The organism is Pseudomonas sp. efr-133-TYG-103a (genome assembly GCF_030209235.1).
GTDB lineage: Bacteria > Pseudomonadota > Gammaproteobacteria > Pseudomonadales > Pseudomonadaceae > Aquipseudomonas.
In genome coordinates, this window is record NZ_JARVSK010000022.1 from 153,180 (window position 1) to 171,370 (window position 18,191).

At 59.1% G+C, this 18,191-nt stretch carries 18 protein-coding genes; 10 read left to right on the top strand and 8 right to left on the bottom strand.

What is annotated here, in order from left to right; translation table 11 throughout:
- Positions 1 to 75: 75 nt before the first annotated feature.
- Positions 76 to 1,092, bottom strand: coding sequence for a LacI family DNA-binding transcriptional regulator (locus QRN36_RS19245; RefSeq protein ID WP_285425521.1), 1,017 nt, complete (start codon positions 1,090 to 1,092; stop codon positions 76 to 78).
- 273 nt (positions 1,093 to 1,365) lie between these two features.
- Between QRN36_RS19245 and QRN36_RS19250 the strand changes: the two genes are divergently transcribed.
- The 3 genes from QRN36_RS19250 (at position 1,366) to csrA (ending at position 4,109) form a co-directional block, all read left to right on the top strand.
- Positions 1,366 to 1,881: a gluconokinase gene (locus tag QRN36_RS19250; RefSeq protein ID WP_177182083.1), complete on the top strand. Its 516-nt coding sequence runs from the start codon at positions 1,366 to 1,368 to the stop codon at positions 1,879 to 1,881.
- Positions 1,882 to 1,995: 114 nt separating this feature from the next.
- Positions 1,996 to 3,348 carry a GntP family permease gene (locus QRN36_RS19255; RefSeq protein ID WP_285425522.1) on the top strand — a complete coding sequence of 451 codons (1,353 nt, stop codon included), beginning with the start codon at positions 1,996 to 1,998 and terminating at the stop codon, positions 3,346 to 3,348.
- A gap of 572 nt (positions 3,349 to 3,920) precedes the next feature.
- Entirely contained in the window at positions 3,921 to 4,109 is a 189-nt protein-coding gene (gene csrA / locus QRN36_RS19260) for a carbon storage regulator CsrA (protein ID WP_285425523.1), read from the top strand.
- A 295-nt stretch (positions 4,110 to 4,404) separates the two neighbouring features.
- Here csrA and QRN36_RS19265 read toward each other — a convergent pair whose 3' ends face one another.
- Positions 4,405 to 4,647, bottom strand: a complete 243-nt coding sequence (locus tag QRN36_RS19265) for a DUF465 domain-containing protein (RefSeq protein WP_285425524.1) — start codon at positions 4,645 to 4,647, stop codon at positions 4,405 to 4,407.
- A 202-nt stretch (positions 4,648 to 4,849) separates the two neighbouring features.
- On the opposite strand from QRN36_RS19265, the gene QRN36_RS19270 reads away from it, so the two are divergent.
- Positions 4,850 to 6,097, top strand: a complete 1,248-nt coding sequence (locus QRN36_RS19270) for a M20/M25/M40 family metallo-hydrolase (RefSeq protein ID WP_285425525.1) — start codon at positions 4,850 to 4,852, stop codon at positions 6,095 to 6,097.
- 126 nt (positions 6,098 to 6,223) lie between these two features.
- Here the strand turns inward: QRN36_RS19270 and QRN36_RS19275 are convergent, their stop codons facing one another.
- Together QRN36_RS19275 and QRN36_RS19280 are read right to left on the bottom strand one after the other, a co-directional pair.
- A complete protein-coding gene (locus QRN36_RS19275) occupies positions 6,224 to 7,165 on the bottom strand; it encodes a ketopantoate reductase family protein (RefSeq protein ID WP_285425526.1) in 942 nt (313 codons plus the stop codon).
- A 174-nt stretch (positions 7,166 to 7,339) separates the two neighbouring features.
- Positions 7,340 to 8,776, bottom strand: coding sequence for a pyridine nucleotide-disulfide oxidoreductase (locus QRN36_RS19280; protein ID WP_285425543.1), 1,437 nt, complete (start codon positions 8,774 to 8,776; stop codon positions 7,340 to 7,342).
- A gap of 936 nt (positions 8,777 to 9,712) precedes the next feature.
- On the opposite strand from QRN36_RS19280, the gene QRN36_RS19285 reads away from it, so the two are divergent.
- Positions 9,713 to 10,027: a hypothetical protein gene (locus QRN36_RS19285; RefSeq protein WP_285425527.1), complete on the top strand. Its 315-nt coding sequence runs from the start codon at positions 9,713 to 9,715 to the stop codon at positions 10,025 to 10,027.
- A gap of 52 nt (positions 10,028 to 10,079) precedes the next feature.
- Here QRN36_RS19285 and QRN36_RS19290 read toward each other — a convergent pair whose 3' ends face one another.
- The 3 genes from QRN36_RS19290 to QRN36_RS19300 all read right to left on the bottom strand — a co-directional run bounded on the left by QRN36_RS19290 (position 10,080) and on the right by QRN36_RS19300 (position 11,965).
- Positions 10,080 to 10,499: a hypothetical protein gene (locus tag QRN36_RS19290; RefSeq protein ID WP_285425528.1), complete on the bottom strand. Its 420-nt coding sequence runs from the start codon at positions 10,497 to 10,499 to the stop codon at positions 10,080 to 10,082.
- Between the two features lie 357 nt (positions 10,500 to 10,856).
- A complete protein-coding gene (locus QRN36_RS19295) occupies positions 10,857 to 11,126 on the bottom strand; it encodes a DUF1652 domain-containing protein (protein ID WP_306470474.1) in 270 nt (89 codons plus the stop codon).
- Between the two features lie 362 nt (positions 11,127 to 11,488).
- Entirely contained in the window at positions 11,489 to 11,965 is a 477-nt protein-coding gene (locus QRN36_RS19300) for a GNAT family N-acetyltransferase (protein WP_285425530.1), read from the bottom strand.
- A gap of 419 nt (positions 11,966 to 12,384) precedes the next feature.
- On the opposite strand from QRN36_RS19300, the gene QRN36_RS19305 reads away from it, so the two are divergent.
- Positions 12,385 to 13,317, top strand: a complete 933-nt coding sequence (locus QRN36_RS19305) for a hypothetical protein (RefSeq protein WP_093459359.1) — start codon at positions 12,385 to 12,387, stop codon at positions 13,315 to 13,317.
- A 170-nt stretch (positions 13,318 to 13,487) separates the two neighbouring features.
- Here the strand turns inward: QRN36_RS19305 and QRN36_RS19310 are convergent, their stop codons facing one another.
- Positions 13,488 to 14,363 carry a LysR substrate-binding domain-containing protein gene (locus tag QRN36_RS19310; RefSeq protein ID WP_285425531.1) on the bottom strand — a complete coding sequence of 292 codons (876 nt, stop codon included), beginning with the start codon at positions 14,361 to 14,363 and terminating at the stop codon, positions 13,488 to 13,490.
- A gap of 105 nt (positions 14,364 to 14,468) precedes the next feature.
- On the opposite strand from QRN36_RS19310, the gene QRN36_RS19315 reads away from it, so the two are divergent.
- The 4 genes from QRN36_RS19315 to QRN36_RS19330 all read left to right on the top strand — a co-directional run bounded on the left by QRN36_RS19315 (position 14,469) and on the right by QRN36_RS19330 (position 17,394).
- Entirely contained in the window at positions 14,469 to 15,182 is a 714-nt protein-coding gene (locus QRN36_RS19315) for a haloacid dehalogenase type II (RefSeq protein ID WP_285425544.1), read from the top strand.
- 10 nt (positions 15,183 to 15,192) lie between these two features.
- Positions 15,193 to 15,990: an aldolase gene (locus QRN36_RS19320; RefSeq protein ID WP_285425532.1), complete on the top strand. Its 798-nt coding sequence runs from the start codon at positions 15,193 to 15,195 to the stop codon at positions 15,988 to 15,990.
- Positions 15,991 to 16,123: 133 nt separating this feature from the next.
- On the top strand, positions 16,124 to 16,873 hold the full coding sequence (locus tag QRN36_RS19325) for a creatininase family protein (RefSeq protein WP_285425534.1): 750 nt from the start codon (positions 16,124 to 16,126) through the stop codon (positions 16,871 to 16,873).
- Between the two features lie 167 nt (positions 16,874 to 17,040).
- The gene (locus QRN36_RS19330) at positions 17,041 to 17,394 is read left to right on the top strand and encodes a hypothetical protein (RefSeq protein WP_285425535.1); all 354 of its coding nucleotides are present in this window, start codon (positions 17,041 to 17,043) and stop codon (positions 17,392 to 17,394) included.
- The last annotated feature ends 797 nt before the right edge of the window (positions 17,395 to 18,191 follow it).

Consider the following 18,191-nt stretch of genomic DNA (forward strand, 5'->3'; position numbering starts at 1 on the left):
CCACCGTCGTACCCCCCCAGAAGCTTCCACAGAGTTGTGCCCCCCCTTGAAATCCGGGCGGTCAGGTGATCAGAGTCAGGTACTCTCCCGCACCACCAACTCAAAGCCCAGGTCTACCTGCGCGTCCTGCACGTTGCCATCGAGCAGACCGAGCAGCAATTGCGCGGCGCGTTGGCCAACCTGTTCACGCGGGGTGCGGATCGAGGTCAGGCGCGGAACCATGTGTGCCGAGCCCGGCAGGTCATTGAAACCGATCAGCGACACCTGCTGCGGAACCTTGATGCCACGTCGCAACGCTTCCAGCGCCGCGCCCTGAGCGAGGTCGTCGTTACAGAAAAATACTCCGTCAACGTCAGGATGCTCGGACAGCAGCCGGGCGAACAGTTCGCCTCCCAGACCGATCGATGAGGGCAACGGCGAAGCCATCTGCAATGTCTCGTCGTACAGCCCCTCCTCTTGCAGGGCGCTGCGGAAACCCGCACCGCGCTGAATCACTCGAGGGTCAAGCTGCGCCGACACGTACGCCAGGCGCCGACGCCCGCGACTCAACAGGTGCCGTGCGGCCTCGGCTCCCGCTTGCTGTTGCGAAAAACCCACGCAAGGCTCCGCGCGTCCGGGATCGAGTTCCATCATGTGCACGCAGGGCACGCCGCTGGCCGCCAGCAGCTGTTGCGCGGCGACGCTGCGATCAAAACCGGTGAGCAGGATGCCCCGAGGCCGGTTGGCCAGGTGGCTGCGCAGCAGGTTCTCTTCTTCCACGGGCGAGTAGTGATAGTTGCCGATCACCACCTCCAGCCCGCGAGGGCGCAGCACATCCTGAATGGCTTCCAGGGTTTCGATGAACAACTGGTTCGACAGCGACGGCACCAGCACCACCACCGACTGACTTTGCGAGGAAGCCAACGCGCGGGCGGCAGGGTTGGCGACATAGCCTAGACTCTGCGCAGCGGCACGCACTTTCTCCACCAATTCCGGCGCCACCGTGGCCACGCCACGCAATGCTCTGGAGGCCGTGATAGGCGATACGGCGGCCAGTCTGGCGACTTCGTTGAGCGTGGGACGACCGGTGGAGCGGGAACCAATGCGTGTCATGCGTTGCCAACTGATTGGAAGGAAAAGCCGAAGGGGTTGCGATTGTGTCAGATGGGCTCTAAGGTAGCGCTATCTCACGGAGGCCCGCAACTTTCTTCGGCCATTTCAAAGGCTGGGGTCGATGCATCTCATGGATCAGCGAGATACCTATAACAATGACTACACCCGGAAACAGACGTGCCGGACTTGCACACCATTCGGCAAAGACAGCGCTGTCTTCGGGACGAGGTTTTTATGACTACTGCTTCACATGCTATTTCCGCCGTCGTGGTAATGGGTGTTTCCGGCTGCGGCAAAAGTGCCGTCGGCGCTGAGATTGCCAAGAACAGCGGCGGTCGCCTCATCGAAGGCGATGCGTTTCATCCTCAGGCCAACATCGACAAGATGAGCGCTGGCCATCCCCTCAACGATGAAGACCGTGCCGGCTGGCTGACTCGCCTGGGCGAAGAAGTTGCCAGTGCGCTGCGTAATGGCGAAAAGCCGATCCTGACCTGCTCCTCCCTCAAGCTCATTTACCGTGACCGCCTGCGCGCTGCCGTGCCGGGCCTGGGTTTCGTGTTTCTGGAGCTGACCAAAGAGCTGGCCACCGAACGCTGCTCGCATCGCCCGGGGCACTTCATGCCGGCAAGCCTGGTGGACAGCCAGTTCGCCACGCTCGAACCGCCTTATGGCGAAGACCGCACGCTGGTCGTGGACGCAACCAAGTCCATCGAACAGATCGGCATCGACGCGGCTTCCTGGTGGAAGTCTTCACACACCCCATCTGCCACCGCCCTCACCGGCTCCTGATCCTGGATCCGGCGTGAGCGACAAAGATAGCGCTGTCTTATTTGTACACAAGGCAGTGAACAACAGCGCTGAGCAGTAGCTCCAAAAAAACAAAATACAACGGAGAGACACCCCATGTTCGGTATGACTCAAGACACGTATCTGCTTGTCGATGCGTTGGTGACCATCGTCGGCCTCGTGCTGCTGATCACCAAGTTCAAAGTCCACCCTTTTATTGCACTGACCATCGCTGCAGGTTTTCTCGGGCTGACCTCCGGAATGCCCGTCGATAAAGTCATGAAATCGTTCCAGGACGGCTTCGGCGGCGTGCTTGGCTTCGTCGGTATCATCCTCGGCCTGGGCACCATGCTCGGCAAGCTGATGGCTGACTCGGGCGGCGCTGACCAGATCGCACAGACGCTCATCCGTCGCTTCGGCAAAGAACGCGTTCACTGGGCCATGATGTTTTCGGCGTTTCTGGTGGGTATCCCGCTGTTCTTCGAAATCGGCTTCGTGCTGCTGATCCCGCTGGTGTTCATCGTCGCGCGTCGCAGCGGCGTGTCCATCGTCAAGATCGGCATCCCGCTGCTGGCCGGCCTGTCCGCGGTTCACGGCCTGGTGCCTCCGCACCCGGGTCCGCTGCTGGCCATCGGCATCTTCAACGCTGACATCGGCAAGACCATTTTCTACGGTCTGATCGTTGCGTTTCCGACCGCGATCATCGCCGGTCCCATCTTCGGTAAATGGATCGCGAAGCACATTCCCGGCAACCCGTCCAAAGACCTGATGGACCAGATCGCCAAGGAATCGACCAACGAGAACCTGCCCAGCTTCGCCATCACGCTGGTGACGATCCTGCTGCCGGTTTTCCTGATGCTGCTCAAGACTTTTGCCGACGTGGCGCTGCCTAACGGCCACATCTTCCGTATCTGGATGGACTTCATCGGTCACCCGATCGCGGCCCTGCTGTTTGCCTTGCTGCTGGCGTTCTACACCTTCGGCTCAGCGCGTGGTTTCAGCCGCGAGCAGATCATCAAGCTGCTGGACCAGAGCCTGGCGCCTGTGGCTGCAATCGTGCTGATCGTCGGTGCTGGCGGCGGCTTCAAACAAATGCTGGTGGACAGCGGCGTCGGCAACCTCATCGGCCACATGGCCGTGCAGGCGCAGATTTCGCCGATTCTGCTGGCATGGCTGGTCGCTGCGGTGATTCGCGTTGCCACCGGTTCCGCAACCGTGGCCACCATCACCGGTGCCGGTATCGTGGCGCCGGTCGTCGCGATGGTGCCGGGCGTCAACCGCGAACTGCTGGTGCTGGCGACGGGCGCAGGCTCGTTGATCCTGTCCCACGTCAACGACGCCGGGTTCTGGCTGGTCAAGCAGTACTTCAACATGACCGTCGTTGAGACCCTGAAGACCTGGACGGTGATGGAAACCATCCTGTCGGTGGTCGGCATCATTCTGATCATGCTGTTGTCGCTGGTGGTCTGATTCTCTGACCGTTGCACCCATGCCCACCCTCGCGGTGGGCATGTCGTTTCCGGGGTCGCCAACGCCCCACTGCCAAGCCTGCGCTCATCCCCGCCTCGACGCCTTGTCGCCCCAGCACGCTTTGTACGCATCCGGATACACGGCTTTGCGGGCAGTCTGTCGAAGATTCGACTAAAGTTATGCCACTTTGCCTCTACACGATTCGGAACTCTCCTACACTGCGTAAAGAGATGTCCCACTGGGCAATCTAAGAAAAATTTCATGGCCGCCCGGCACGAGTTCTTTGCAATAAATGCGAAAGGAGTGTGCAATAGGCGCCGCCCCGGATCTGGCTATCAGAGTCATAGCCAATTCCGACGGGGATTTAGAGCCACGAACAGGCAAAATTCGCATGCCGGTTGGCCTTGGGAGAAACCCTATCAATGACAAGAAGATGATCCTGGGGAATTAAATTCGTACCAATGGCGTCATACTGATGGACGCATTTGGATGCACTCGGCAATTACCACCACCCAAAGGCTAACGCCAGCCTCCTGGTAGAGGCGCTTCAAGAGGCCATCAAGGAAAAGATTATGTTGATACTCACCCGCAAAGTCGGCGAAAGCATAAACATTGGTGACGAAATCACCGTTACCATTCTGGGCGTACAGGGCCTGCAAGTCCGGCTCGGGATTAACGCTCCGAAAGATGTTTCGGTACACCGTGAAGAAATCTACAAACGCATCAAGGCCGAGACCGCACCTGATCAGGAACCTCAATGAACCACCCGGTTCATACTATTCCGACACTGCCAGCAGCCCGCAGCTGCTGACACTCAAAAAAACGGCGCCCATCACGGCGCCATTTTTTTTGCCAGTAAGTTGGATCCATCCGACTGCTCTTTCGGCAACCAACAATGCCAGCCAAAAGGCACTTGCGCAGGAAGGGCAACTGCTCTGAATCGCACTTTGCAACCTGTCTAGTTCGGACTAAATGGCGGACGCGGTATTGATACGCAAATAAAAACGGCCAGCTTCCAATGGAAGCCAGCCGCGCTGTATATGCGAATTATTCTGATTAACCCGGGTATTCCAGCTGCTTGACGATCTTGTCCTTGGCCAGCAAGCGCTTCTCTTTCAGCTTCTTGAGGTCATCATCGGAAATGCTGCCCGAAGGTCCCTTCTCCGCTTTGACGATGTCGGCGTCAAGCTCGTCGTAATCGTTGACCAATTGATTGAGCTTAGGATCATTGCCGCGTTTTTTGACTAACTCTTCTTTGTCGATTTTCAGATCTGCGAGCAAATCGTGCTTGACCGGCATGGGACTCTCCTGTGCTTGGCTGATGTTGACTTATTGAGGGTAGCCCAGCACAAAGGTTCGGCGTTTTTCGTCCGCGCACGATCCGTGCGTCGAGCATGCCCATGCATCGGCAGGCGTCGCGTCGCATTTTGACATGCACAATCCTGTTCAAGCGGCTACGGTGTGATCCACAACAATTTAATACCCCATCAAGGATCGACACATGACTCTTCCTTTCTCTCGCTCCCTCATCGCCTCCGCCCTGACGCTGGGCCTGGTCATCGGCATGGCGACGCCCGCGCTGGCAGAGCCTGACAAAAAGGTGCAGGCCGACGCTGAACAGTACAAGGATGAGGCGCTCAAGCTGCTGGAGCGGCTGGTCAATATCGACACAGGCTCCGGCTACGAGCCTGGCTTGACCCAGGTGCGCGGCATCGTCGTCGACGAGCTGAAAAAACTCGGCGCCAGCATCGAGACCTTCCCCAACGCCGCACCGGACAAAAGCAGCCACGTTGTCGCCACGCTCAAGGGCACCGGCAAAGCGAAGATTCTGTTGATGGCCCACATGGACACTGTCTTCAAGGAAGGTTCGGCCGCTGCCCGCCCCTTCCATATCAAAGACGGTCGCGCCTATGGACCAGGCGTGATGGACGACAAGGGCGGGATCGTCGCCGGCCTGTATGCGCTGAAAATCCTCAAGAACCTCGACTTCAAGGACTACGCGCAGATCACTTTCCTGCTCGATGCCAGCGAAGAGACGGGGTCGACCGCCGCCACCGAGTTGATCCAGAAAGTCGCCCGGCAGCACGATGTCACGCTGAACCTTGAGCCGGGCCGTCCCGCCGATGGCCTGGTGGTGTGGCGCAAAGGCAGCGCGACCGCTGTGGTCGAGGTCAAAGGCAAGGCCTCCCATGCCGGGGTCGCCCCGGAACTGGGGCGCAACGCGGCGATGGAAGTCGCCCACCAGATTCTGCAACTGGGCAAACTGGGCGACGCCGAGAAAAAGACCACGATCAATTTCACCGTGCTCAACGCCGGCGACCGGGTCAACGTGATTCCGGATCAGGCCACCGCCAAAGGCGATGTGCGCGCTGCGGTGCCCGAAGAGTTCGACCGTATCGAGAAGGACCTGGCGCGGGTCTCGGCCGACAAGCTGATCCCGGAAACCGAGGTGACGACTCGCCTGGAACGTGGGTTACCGCCGATGCCGCAAACGGCCGAATCCGACCGGCTGGTCGACATCGCGCAGCGCATCTATGGCGAGATTGGCCGCAAGCTGACGATCGAAGGCAGCGGCGGCGCAGCGGATGCCAGCCTGTCGGCGGGTGTCGGCGTGCCCACCCTCGACGGCTTCGGCATCGTCGGCGGCAACATTCATACGCCTGAGGAGTACGCCGAGGTAGAAAGCGTGTCGCCGAGGATCTATCTGCTGACGCGGATGATCATGGAGTTGACGAAGCAGAAAGGCTGATGCTCCGCCCCGCCGACTGACGATGCGTTATTCGATCGCGACGCGATCCTGCCAGACAAGTCTGCGCGACGATGAGGCAAGACGCGCCGCGAGTGAATGCGCGGGGCGCCGGCGCTGCGACACGGCCTATGCGTGTTCGCGTTCCCGCCGCGCTTCGTATGCGCGCAGATGCAGATAGACCACATCCAGAGCACTCAAGCCGCCGGGCGCAGGCGCGTCCTGCTGTGGACGCCGCGCAATCATGTCGCCAATCACGTGCTCAACCTCGATCGGCGCGTGGCGCTCGATGTCCCGGAGCATTGACGCGGTCATCTTTGAACCCGGAGTTGTCAACATCTTCCGAAAACGTTGCAGCACTTCGCTGCGTATCGGGTAGCCCGCGTGCTGCGCGACGCTCGCGCACTCCGTCAGAAGACCGATGATGAACGCTTCGCCGCCGCTGGCGATGACATCACCGATACTGGCGCGCATCGACCCGGTGACGCCGGCACCTGTCGCAATGAAGCACCATTTTTCCCACATCTCCTGAACGATCTGCTGACTCAGGCTGGAATCGAATCCCGCGTCAGCCAGCGCTTCTGCGACCTTGAGAATGCGCGGCGTCAGGGCGCCACTCAACTCACCAAACGACAATTGATTGGTGTCGTTCAAATGCAGGATCGCTCCGGACGCATCACGGTCCAGCGAGATCAGGCATTGCCCACCCAGTACGTTATCGGGCGTGAAGCGTGTGCCCAGCCGGTCCAGATGAGCCATGCCGTTGAGCAGCGGCAAGATCAGCGTGTCCGGGCCTACTGCCGGCGCGAAGGCATCCATGGCGGCGTCCAGGTCCTGAGCCTTGCAACTGAGCAGAATCAGGTCGAACGTCTCATCCAGCAGTGCCGCCAACCGATGCGGCGGCGAGGGGTACAGAATGTTTCCCAGCGGGCTGCGAACGATCAGGCCGTCACGGTCCAGCTCCTCCGATCGGCCCTGGCGCACCAGAAACGTCACGTCACGCCCGGCTTCGAGCAACCGCCCGCCGAAATAACCGCCTATTGCACCCGCGCCCACGATCAAAATACGCATGTCCTGTCAGCCCTTGTTGATGAACCGGAGAGGGTCGAGCCCCCAGAATAGATGACCGGACAGACTCTAGCCAAAAGCAGGATGACAACCAACATATAGATGAACGGATCCGAACTCAGGCAAAAAAAATCCCGGAGCGCCAGGGGCGGTCCGGGAAAGCTACTGCAAGGAGAGTCAGGATTGCGCGTTAACCATCGCGGGCCACAGAAACGGTTGCCGTTCTTCGTTGCGGCTTGGCACTGCGACCAGCAGACGTCCCAGGCTGACCGGCTGAGCCAGCGGGACCTGCAAGCGTTCAAGCACTGCATCGATCACGGCCCTGCTGGCGTCGTTGTGGAACTGCCAGACGCCATAGATCCGACCGTCGAACGACGCCTCGCTGCCCAGCCGGGGATCGACGCCCAGGCCTGCGCCAAGCCCGAAAAGATGCAGCCCGTGCAAGCGCTGGCCCGAGGCGTCCATCGGACAGCCGCAAGGGTCTGAATCCAGTCCGCCCTTGACCTCCAGCAGATTGATCGGGCTGCCATTGGCATGGCTCAAGGCGGGCAGCAAAGGCTGATAACCGGTGCACTGAACGACGAATTCCGACTCCGCCAGGGCCTCGCGAGCGCGCTCGTAGTGATCGGCAGGACCGTTGTCGGTCTGCAGCAGCTGCACACGCACGCCGGTCTTGCCGATGTGCCCGTTGGCCAGCGCCTCGCGCCCGACATCCAGTGCACGATAGCGCAGGCCGCCCGAGCGATTGACCCTGCCGGAGACCGGGCACACATCGCGCTGCGGATCGAACACATAACCGGCGTCCGTTGCCGCTTGTGCGGTTTCGTAAAACAGCCGGACCGGCGAGCGATGAACCAGCGTCACTTCCTTGAGGCCCGCGAATTCCAACGCATCGGCAAGATTTTCGAGCACCGAAAATGCGCTGTGTGAGCCGCCCACGACGCTGATCCGCCCCTTTCGCGCCAGTGTCGACGCAAACAGGTCGCGCAGCTGAACGGCGTTCATGCGCAACAAGGCATCGGCGCTTTGAATCCTCGCCGAGGGCGCGATGGCCAGACCTTGGTCCGCCAGGCCGTTCAGCAGGTGTTGAGGATCCTGACGACCGCCCAGATTAAGCACGACGGCGCGGCAACGAATACGCCGCGTGCGCCCTTCCGATTCGACCCACACCTGATATTCATCGCCCTCGTGCACGACTTCAGTGATCGTGGTGCTGCTCCAGAGCTTGACGCCGTAATGCTCGACGATGAAATCCAGCACCAGGGTCGACGCTTCCGCTAGCAGTTGCGCCACGTCCGCCAGCTGCGGGGCACTCTGCGCCTGCCGCCGGATCCGCCAGTACGCCGGTGAATGCTCCAACGGCTCGAAGACGTCACGCAGCGCCGGGTCGCGCAGACAATCCAGGAACACATCACCCACCGAGTTGGCAGTGATCCGGTATTGCCCCAGACGACCTGTGCCGGGCGTCGGGCTGGCATCGACAATAATCAGGCCTTCCTTGGCTAGTTCAGGCATGGTCCCACTTTTCAATGCATTGAAAAGCAATCCCATGCCCGCTGGTCCTGCGCCTCCCACTACACAACCGCAGACGGTTTCCAGATGATCTCCATACATAATCATGACTCCAAACTTGGTCGATGCATTAGCGCAGCCCGGAACCGTCCCGCCCCGGTAATAACAGGAACCGCGACAGCCCACCCCGATGCGATGTTTTTAAATGTCGAACTTGATACAAACAGCAACTTGCGGTTTCGCACTTAAAATAAACGCACAGCTACCGTAGCAATTGTCAGTCAAGTCAATTGCTGGGATTGAATAATCAGAAGCGGTGACCCCGATCAGGCCAGGAAGGCTCTGTTTCAAGGGTTATGTGAATACGAACGCTGATTGTCTGGCGTCGTTCAGCAGCCTTTACCGGCCCGTATGATGCGAGCAGGGATTGCCTGTTGTCAGGGACGCTACCGCCACTTAGTCCCCTTCGGACACAAGCGCTCAGTTGAACATCCGACGGCAGCGAAACAACATCCACAACGGTGAGAGGAGAAAAACCGTAAAGCGATAGTTTCAAAAAAGCCCGAAAGTGTCAAATTTTCGAGAAAAATGAATATTTGTGATTTTGGACGTCTATCACATTGTTTTTGAACAAATTTAATTTTTGACGGCGGAATTCCGCATGACCGTGCAGGCTCCATGCATTTTTAAAATAATAGCGGGTAAAAAATGCACTTCTCCAATTGCCTGATAAACAGGAATCGCTATCGTTAAATAATAGAAAAAGACAAATTTCCAGCGTCTGAAAGTAAGCGTCATAAAAGTCGGTAAAAGTTGAGTGTCAACGAATACAGCGTTTCGACAAAGGCGGCATTTTGACGTCAAGCAAGACAGTATTCATCGGCACTGCCTATCGGGCTGCAAAGCAGCCAATTGCAGCGTTCCAACGCAACCGATGAACGGTTACACCCACGGTAAAAAAAACAGAACTATTTCAAGCAGATCCGTCTCCATTATCAGGCTTACGCTTACTTTTGCATGGATATAGAGGTGGCCACCATGAATGCTGATAAAAACCGTCGGTCCAGCATTGCCGAAATCGATTACTCACGAGACACCTTGTTCGGGCCGATCCCCATGCAAGCGACCTGCCGCGTGCGCCTGGCGACTATCGAACACGACGGCCACACGCTGCGTGAGCTGACCATCATCGGGGACGTTCCGGATTACCTGCCCAAATCAGCGATCATTCGGGTGGCGATGGATGGCCGCATCGAGGCAGGCCCGATTCGCGAGCATTACGCGATTCGCAGTGAGGGCGAGGAACAGTTCAAACTGCTCTTTGAGAACGAGCACCGTCGCCGCGTGCATTGAAGGGCTCACGTCACTCGTCAGGCGTTAATCGTCATGCTTGCTTCGCGGCACGCTATTGGCGCGTCTCGGTGGATGCGTGCAGGCCGTGGGTCAGAGGCAGGTCCCTGCCCTGCAGGATCAAGGTCTGATTCAAAGGCATGGGACTGAATTGCTGATCAGTGGTGTGCGACGGTGAGAAGCCATCGACGCCGGACTGATCGTCGTCGCGATAGCGCAAGCCATCCAGACGAGGCGCGGTTTCCAACACCGGATCGCCAGGCAGCAATCGCTCTCGCTCAAGCGCTGTCATGGGAGGCTGAACAGTGCCCCTGCGTGACTCCAGATGGTTGAGCATGTAGGCAATGACTGCGACGCAGATCACCACGATACCCAACAGGCAGCCCATGCCGATCAGCGCCCTGCGGCGCACATCCAGCCGCCTTGCTGCTCTGCCTTTCGGTATCTCATGGACATCAGGCTGCGTATCCGCCATGCCTACCCCTTGTGTTCATTCTGGCCTGGAGTGCCACTCGCCGCGTAAAGATAAAAGGTCTGGGCCTGTATTGCCATACCCGTTGCACACGTGCGGCAATTGGGCTGGGTATTCAGGGAAATAAGCGTCGCCGTGATCGGCTCGATCAATTTGGCGAAGATTCCCGCAAGTGGACGTCCTGCCCGATTAAACCCACGCGTTTGTACGCAATACGTTCCCACGCCTCCATTTTATATCGGTAGACCACTTGTACTGCCAAAGGCGCTTTGCAAATAGGAAAAGCGCCCACAAAAATGCCCATGGCCTGTACAGCGTCATGGGCATGGATTACGTAGCGGGTGGGTATATTGCGGCCATTCATCCCGCCAGGGCGTGAGGGAATGGCTGCAGCTCTTTGTTCAGTTCACTTCGCAATTGCGCGATGAGTTCACACAGCGCGCGGCTGGTGTCCAGCTTGTCCAGGGAAATCCCTGAGCTGTACAGCTTAACGTCCTGACTGACCGGGTCGATGATTTCGACGCTCATGGAGTCGGCGACCACCGAGCAATTACAACGCATAGGCAGAAAAGCACTTTCTATAATGCTTCGCAGTTCAAGATTAGACAGCGTGCATGCAATCATTGACATCCTCCCTCGGTCGGACTGCAGGAAGAATGAGTGCAGTGATGGACCGGGTTTTTATTGATTGGCTTCCATGGGATCCGCAGTGATCCTGATTCGTCAGATAAGCCTCGTGGTTATTGGCGAATACCCAATTTATACGCCTCGCCCCAAGTTGTAGCAACGTGACGAACTTGCGCGCACCGCAATGGGATGTCATTGATCAATGAAAGAGAAGAAACGATTCATCCGCCCTGAACAACGACAAAAAGCCGATTAATCGCAACGCCAAAGTAGCGCGTCCCGATCGATCGACTCATGTTTTGTAATATTCGGGTCCGCCCGTTCGTCGCCCCGCCCACTCAGTTGCCGACGAAACGACCGGACGATCAGCTACGAGGCAGGCGCAGGTGGATCAATGCGACACGCGAGCCTTTCTTGTCCTGACGCTCTTCGATGGCGAAGGGCTTGAATCCCAGCTTGGGATAAAACAGCAGGCCAGGCACATTGTGGTTGAAGCAAGATGCGGTCAGCTCACTCGCCTCATGCTTGCCAAACGCCAATTCCATCATGCAGCCGATCATGTAGCGACCCACGCCTTTGGAGCGCGCGTGGGGGGCGATGATCACATTGCCCATCGAGCAACGTCCGCGGAAGTCGTAGCGTGAAAAGTTGGCGAACCCCACCACCTCGCCATTCAACTCGATCACCGTGTTATCGGAGCGCTGCTCAATCGCATCCTTCAACTGCGCGGGGGTCAGCGGAAACACCGCTTTGGGGAACATATAGAAGAGCTCGTCGACGCTCTGTGGCATATCACACACGACGGGGATGTCTTTTTCTTCCAGGGGGCGATGTAGAAACATGACGGTTATCCTCTCGAAGAAACGGGCACTGGATTCAGACTATAAGACAAACGGCGCCATCGCGGCATCAATCTCGACTGCAGCGCTCTATGACGTGGCGCGAGGTGTCAATCGCAAGGCGACGCGTTGTCAAACACGAGTCCATAAGACCTCGATTTCAGCGATTTAGTGCCGAAATGTTTCAGATACGATGTCTGAACACTAGAAAGCACACGCAACTCCCTGACAGCTCAGAACTTTTTCCCACCGGGCATAACGCCTGCGACGCCGGGGCAGTTCATGCAAAATGCATGACTCCGCAAATACAAGCTCGATTCAACTAATTGATTTATATGGATTTATTCCGCTGGTCGAGACTGGCACAAGCACTGCACCGTTTCACTGCGAAGCACACATTATTCGCACGGAGCAGCACAACAATGAACGTCACCCCTGATACTTATCCTGCCGCTGTAGAAGAATCCACCAACGCCTCGGGAGTCTCCTGGGGAGCCATCTTCGCTGGCGCCGCCGGTGCCGCCGCACTTTCGCTGATTCTCGTTCTGCTGGGCTCGGGGCTGGGTTTTTCAGCCATGTCGCCATGGGCAAACGAGGGTGCCAGTGCCAAGACCATCGGGATCTCCACGGTGGTCTGGCTGGCATTGACGCAAATCATCGCTTCGGGACTTGGCGGCTATCTGGCCGGTCGTCTGCGCGTGAAGTGGTCGAACATGCACGGCGACGAAGTGTATTTCCGTGACACCGCCCACGGCTTCCTCGCCTGGGCCGTCGCTACGCTGGTGGCTGCCGTGCTGATCGTCAGTTCGGTAAGCGGCATCGTCGGCAGCGGCGTCAAGGCAGGTGCAAGCGCTGTTGCAGGCGTTGCTGGCACGGCGGCCGTGGCTGCGGGCAATGCGGCGAGCAATACCAGCAGTGACCAATACGGTTACTTCGTCGACACCCTGTTCCGTGATGACCGCCCTGCCGCTGTCAGCGACGACGCTGCTCGCGGCGTTGTCGTGCGCATCTTCACCAAGACCCTGGCCAATGATGGCCAACTGGCGCCGGAAGACCGCAACTACCTCGCTCAGCTGGTCGCCCAGCGTACCAACCTGAGTCAGGCGGACGCTCAGGCGCGTGTCGATCAGGTGTATGGCCAGGCCAAGCAAGCGGTTCAGGACGCCAAGGTCAAAGCTCAACAGGCCGCCGATGCCGCCGCCAAGGTCGCCGCCATGAGCGCCCTGTGGACGTTCGTTGCACTGTTGATCGGCGCCTTCGTCGCCAGCCTCGCTGCCATCTGGGGCGGTCGTCGCCGTGACGCCGTGACCTACGTAGAAACCCGTGCCTACACCAGCACTTCAACCATCCGCTGATCAAGGAGAGACATCATGCGTTCACTACTCTTGTGGTTCCTCGGCGTGCCGATTCCAGTGATCATTCTGATCGCGCTGTTCATGCACTGATCGAGTCGTAGACAATCCGCGCTGTGCCTTCTAGGGCCTGCGCGGATTTTTTTCACCCGGCGTTTACCCGCCGAAACGTCTCAGGCCAACTCCATTGTCATGCGCTCTTTCATGTACGCCACCAGTGTCTGCTGCACCTGCGTCAGCAGCCGGCTGCCAGCAATCAACGCCAGTTCTCCGCCCGGCACTTGGGCGAAGCCTTCATCCGGTGTCAGTAATCGATGGTCCTGGCGCATGGCCGAAGTGGGCAACAGGCTGATGCCCAGACCGGCCGACACCGCCGCCTGAATACCGACCAGACTCTGACTGGCGAACGCCACGCGCCAGCGACGTCCGGAAGACTCCAGCGCATGGACGATGCGATTGCGGTAAATGCACCCTTGCGGATACACCACGAGCGGGACTGGATCGTCGATCACCTGCGTGTCCCGGCCCGTCACCCAATGCACCTGCTCGGGCCAACTCGCCAGCGCTGTGTCCTGCCGCTGCCCGTGCCGACCGGCGAGGTCGCGCTTGACCAATGCCAGATCGATGTCCTTGTTATCCAGCCGCGCATAGAGGTCGACGCTCAGCCCGTTGACCGTGTCCAGGCGGATGTGCGGATGTTCCCGCGCGAACCCGGACAACAGTGACATCAGGCGCTGCACATCGAAATCCTCCGGCACACCCAGTTTGACTACGCCGGTCTCGTCGTCACGGCTGAGCGAACTGTGCGCTTCCAGGGCCAATGCAACCAGCCGCCGGGCATAGCCGATCAAGCGCTCGCCATCCTCGGTCAGTTGAATGTGCTTGCTCGCGCGCTGACGCAGCAACAGTGGCCGACCGAGCTGATCCTCCAGCTTGCGGATCTGCTGACTGACGGTGGACTGGGTGCGATTGACCCGTTCCCCCGCCTTGGTGAAGCCGCCGGCGTCGACCACGCAGACGAAGGTGTGCAGCAGTTCGAGATCAAACATGGGAATGATTCACTCATTCAAGAAACGAATTATTCAAGCAATATAATTTAATTTTACGATGATCGCCATCGCTCGCAGAATCAGTTCACACCCTATAAAGAGGAACTGACCATGAGCACCCTTCCTGCCCGCCCGCGCTGGATCACATTCGATTGCTACGGCACCCTCATTCAATGGGATGAAGGGCTGCTCGACTACGTTCGGCAGTTGCTCGAGCGCAAGGACGCCCGTCTCGACGCCGACGCCTTCATCGCTGTTTACGATCGCCACGAGCACGCGCTGGAACAAACGCCGCCGCATCGTTCGTTCGCCGATATCTCGCGCCGGTCGATGGCATTGACGCTGCAGGCATCAGGCATGCCGTGTGAGCCGGAGGATGCCGAAGGTCTGATTCAGCGCATCGGTGCCATGCCGCCGTTCCCGGAAGTGCTCGGCGCATTGAAGTGGTTGAAGGATCAGGGCTTCAGCCTGTGCATCGTGTCGAACACGGACGACGACATCATTGCCGGCAACGTCGCTCAGCTCGGCGGTTACATCGATCGAGTCATCACGGCCCAGCAAGCGCAGGCCTACAAACCGGATCATCGACTGTTCCAGCATGCTCACCGGACGCTCGGCGTCGGCCTCGATGACGTGCTGCACATATGCGCCAGCCCGCATCTGGATCTCGAAGCCGCCAAGGGCATGGGTTTTCGCTGTGTCTGGATCGACCGCGGAACCCGCCGCAAGCCATTGCCCGACTACACTCCTGACGCCACGCTGGCGGATCTGTCCCAGGTTGCGGACTACATTCGCAGCAAAGGTTGGGCGAACGAATAGGGAGAACACGATGGCACACGACTTACGCGCCAGTGATCTGCGGCCTGCACGCAACGACCGGCAGCAAGCGAACCTGAACACCGTGATGATCGAGGCCGCGAGGACCGATCTGGCCGCCAGCCTGCGCATGGCGGCGCGGCTGGGGCTGAGTGAGGGCATCTGCAATCATTTCTCGGCTCTGGTGCCGGGGCATCCGGATCTGTTTCTGGTCAACCCATATGGCCTGGCGTTCGAGGAGATCACCGCGTCCAGCCTGCTGATCTGCGACTTCGACGGCAATGTGGTCATGGGCGACGGCAAACCGGAAGCCACCGCTTTTTATATCCACGCTCGCCTGCATCTGCATAAACCCCGGGCCGTTGCGGCGTTTCACACGCACATGCCCCATGCCACGGCGCTGGCGATGCTTGAAGGTGAACCGCTGCTGTGGGCCGGTCAGACCGCGCTCAAGTTCTACGGCCGCGTCGCGGTGGACGAGCATTACAACGGCTTGGCGCTGGACAACCATGAAGGCGACCGCATCGCAGCGTCGATGGGTCAGGCGGACATCGTGTTTCTCAAGAATCATGGAGTCATGGTCACCGCGCCGAGCATTGCCCAAGCCTGGGACGACCTGTATTACCTGGAGCGCGCCGCCGAAGTGCAGCTCAAGGCCATGAGCAGCGGCCGTGCGCTCAAGGCCATCGAACCGGAGATTCTGTTGCGTACGGCGCGCCAGATGAGCGAGGAAGATGCCGAAAGCGCCAGACTGCATCTGGAGAGCGTCAAGCGGATACTCACACGCACGGCGCCAGACTTTGCACACTGAGACACCGCAGCAAGCACTGTCGGCCAGCGCGCACGCGTCGTGACGGGCTGCGCTTCGTTGGCCGCGGTGGTCAATTCGAGTACGCTTCGCTGCGTTCGCACGTCAATCAAGACTGCCCCAGCGAGGCTCTGAAATGCTTTTACATGCATCGACATGGATCGAAATCGACCAGTTTCTCCAGCGCAGCCGCACGGTGGTCGTGCCGATCGGCTCCAACGAACAACATGGTCCGACCGGCTTGTTGGGCACCGACTGGATGTGCCCGCAGATCATTGCCCATGAAGCCCAGAAAAACGCCGACATCCTGATCGCTCCCACCTTCAATATCGGCATGGCGCAACATCATCTCGGCTTTCCAGGGACCATTTCCCTACGCCCCTCGACCTTCATCGCAGCCATCGGTGACTGGGTTCGCTCGCTTGCCGGGCACGGCTTCGAGAAGATCCTGTTTCTCAATGGCCATGGCGGCAATATCGCCTCGATCGAAGCGGCGTTCTCGGAGTTGTACGCCGAAGCGAGTTTCGCCAGGCGCCCAGCCGGCTTCGCGTTGAAGCTGTGCAACTGGTGGGATCTGGAAGGCGTCGGCGAGCTGGCCCAGCAGCAGTTTCCGGTGGGCCATGGCTCCCACGCCACGCCGTCGGAGATCGCGGTCACGCAGTGGGCCTACCCCGAGTCGATCAAAACTGCGGACTATTCGCCGCAGATCGCGCCGACCGGTCCTATTCGCGAAGCCCTCGATTTTCGCGCCCGCTTCGCCGATGGCCGCATGGGTTCGGACCCTTCACTGGCGACCCCGGAAAAAGGCGGTGAACTGGTGCGCGTTGCCGCCTTGGGGCTCGTTCAAGCGGTTGCCGCGTTCAGCCGTGAAGTCAGGCCGCAGTAAGCATCGCCGCGCTTGTCCAGCCGTCAAGCGCGCCACTCAGGCGATAAAAACGTTGAACTCGTGAGCCGTGCCGCAGCCATAGTTTCATGCGCTTTTCTCAACGTACCGGATCGTGGCAGGCAGGGGCGCAACGGCCCTGCCCGATCCACTTGGCTGACAGGTGATATGTGAATACTTTCATTCCAGTGGACAAACTCGAGACCATCAACCTGCACGACTACCACGAAGTCTGGCTGACTACGAAGGAAGAGTGGCCTCAGGATCCGCAGACCGAACGCGAATGCCTGTGGCGTGCAGACCGCGAACTGACCACAGACGTGGAAATCGACGAGGTGTATTTCCAGAATCTGCCGCGGTTGTGGTTGCAGATTAATGATCTGAACGACGGAGAAGCCACTGCAGATATCAAAAATGTGCTGGTAGCCCGTTTGAAAGCCCTGGGCGTGGGAGGTGAGTTTTTCCCTGGCGAATCCCGCCAGACACCCTGCGGCGATGACGTGAACAAGGACCTGCGTAGCTGATTCTTTTGCCGCCACTGCATTGCCGTCGAACCTGAACATGTCAGGATGACTGTAAATCAGCCATCGCGAGCAAGCTCACTCCTACAGGTTTTTTGGCTTTGCTCGACACCCGTCGACGCTGCATTACCTTGTAGGAGCGTGGCTTGCCCGCGATCTGGCACGCAGCGGCAACAGAATCGTATGACGCGGTGCATCAGGCAGATCGCCTAGCCCAGGTTTACGACGACTGCGTCGCCGATCGCGGGACAAGCCACGCTCCCACAGGTTTGTGGCCTGCCTCGACACCCGTCGGCGCCGCATTACCTTGCAGGAGCGCGCTTGCCCGCGATCTGGCGCGCAGCGGCAGCAGAATCGTATGACGCGGTACTTCAGGCAGATCGCCTAGCCCGGGTTTACGACGACTGCGTCGCCGATCGCGGGACAAGCCACGCTCCCACAGGTTTTGCCGTTCGACACAAAACCTGACAACGCCACACATCCCCTGTAGGAGCGTAGCTTGCCCGCGATCTGGCGCGCAGCGGCAGCAACATCGGATGACGCGGTGTATCAGGCAGAGCACGTAGCCCGGGTTTACGACGAATGCGTCGCCGATCGCGAGCAAGCTCACTCCTACAAATTCTGCGTTCGACACAAATTCTGGCAACGCCACACGTCCCCTGTAGGAGCGTGGCTTGCCCGCGATCTGGCGCAAAGCGGCAGCAGCATCGGATGACGCGGTGCATCAGGCAGATCGCATGACCCGGGTTTACGACGACTGCGTCGCCGATCGCGAGCAAGCTCACTCCCACAAATTCTGC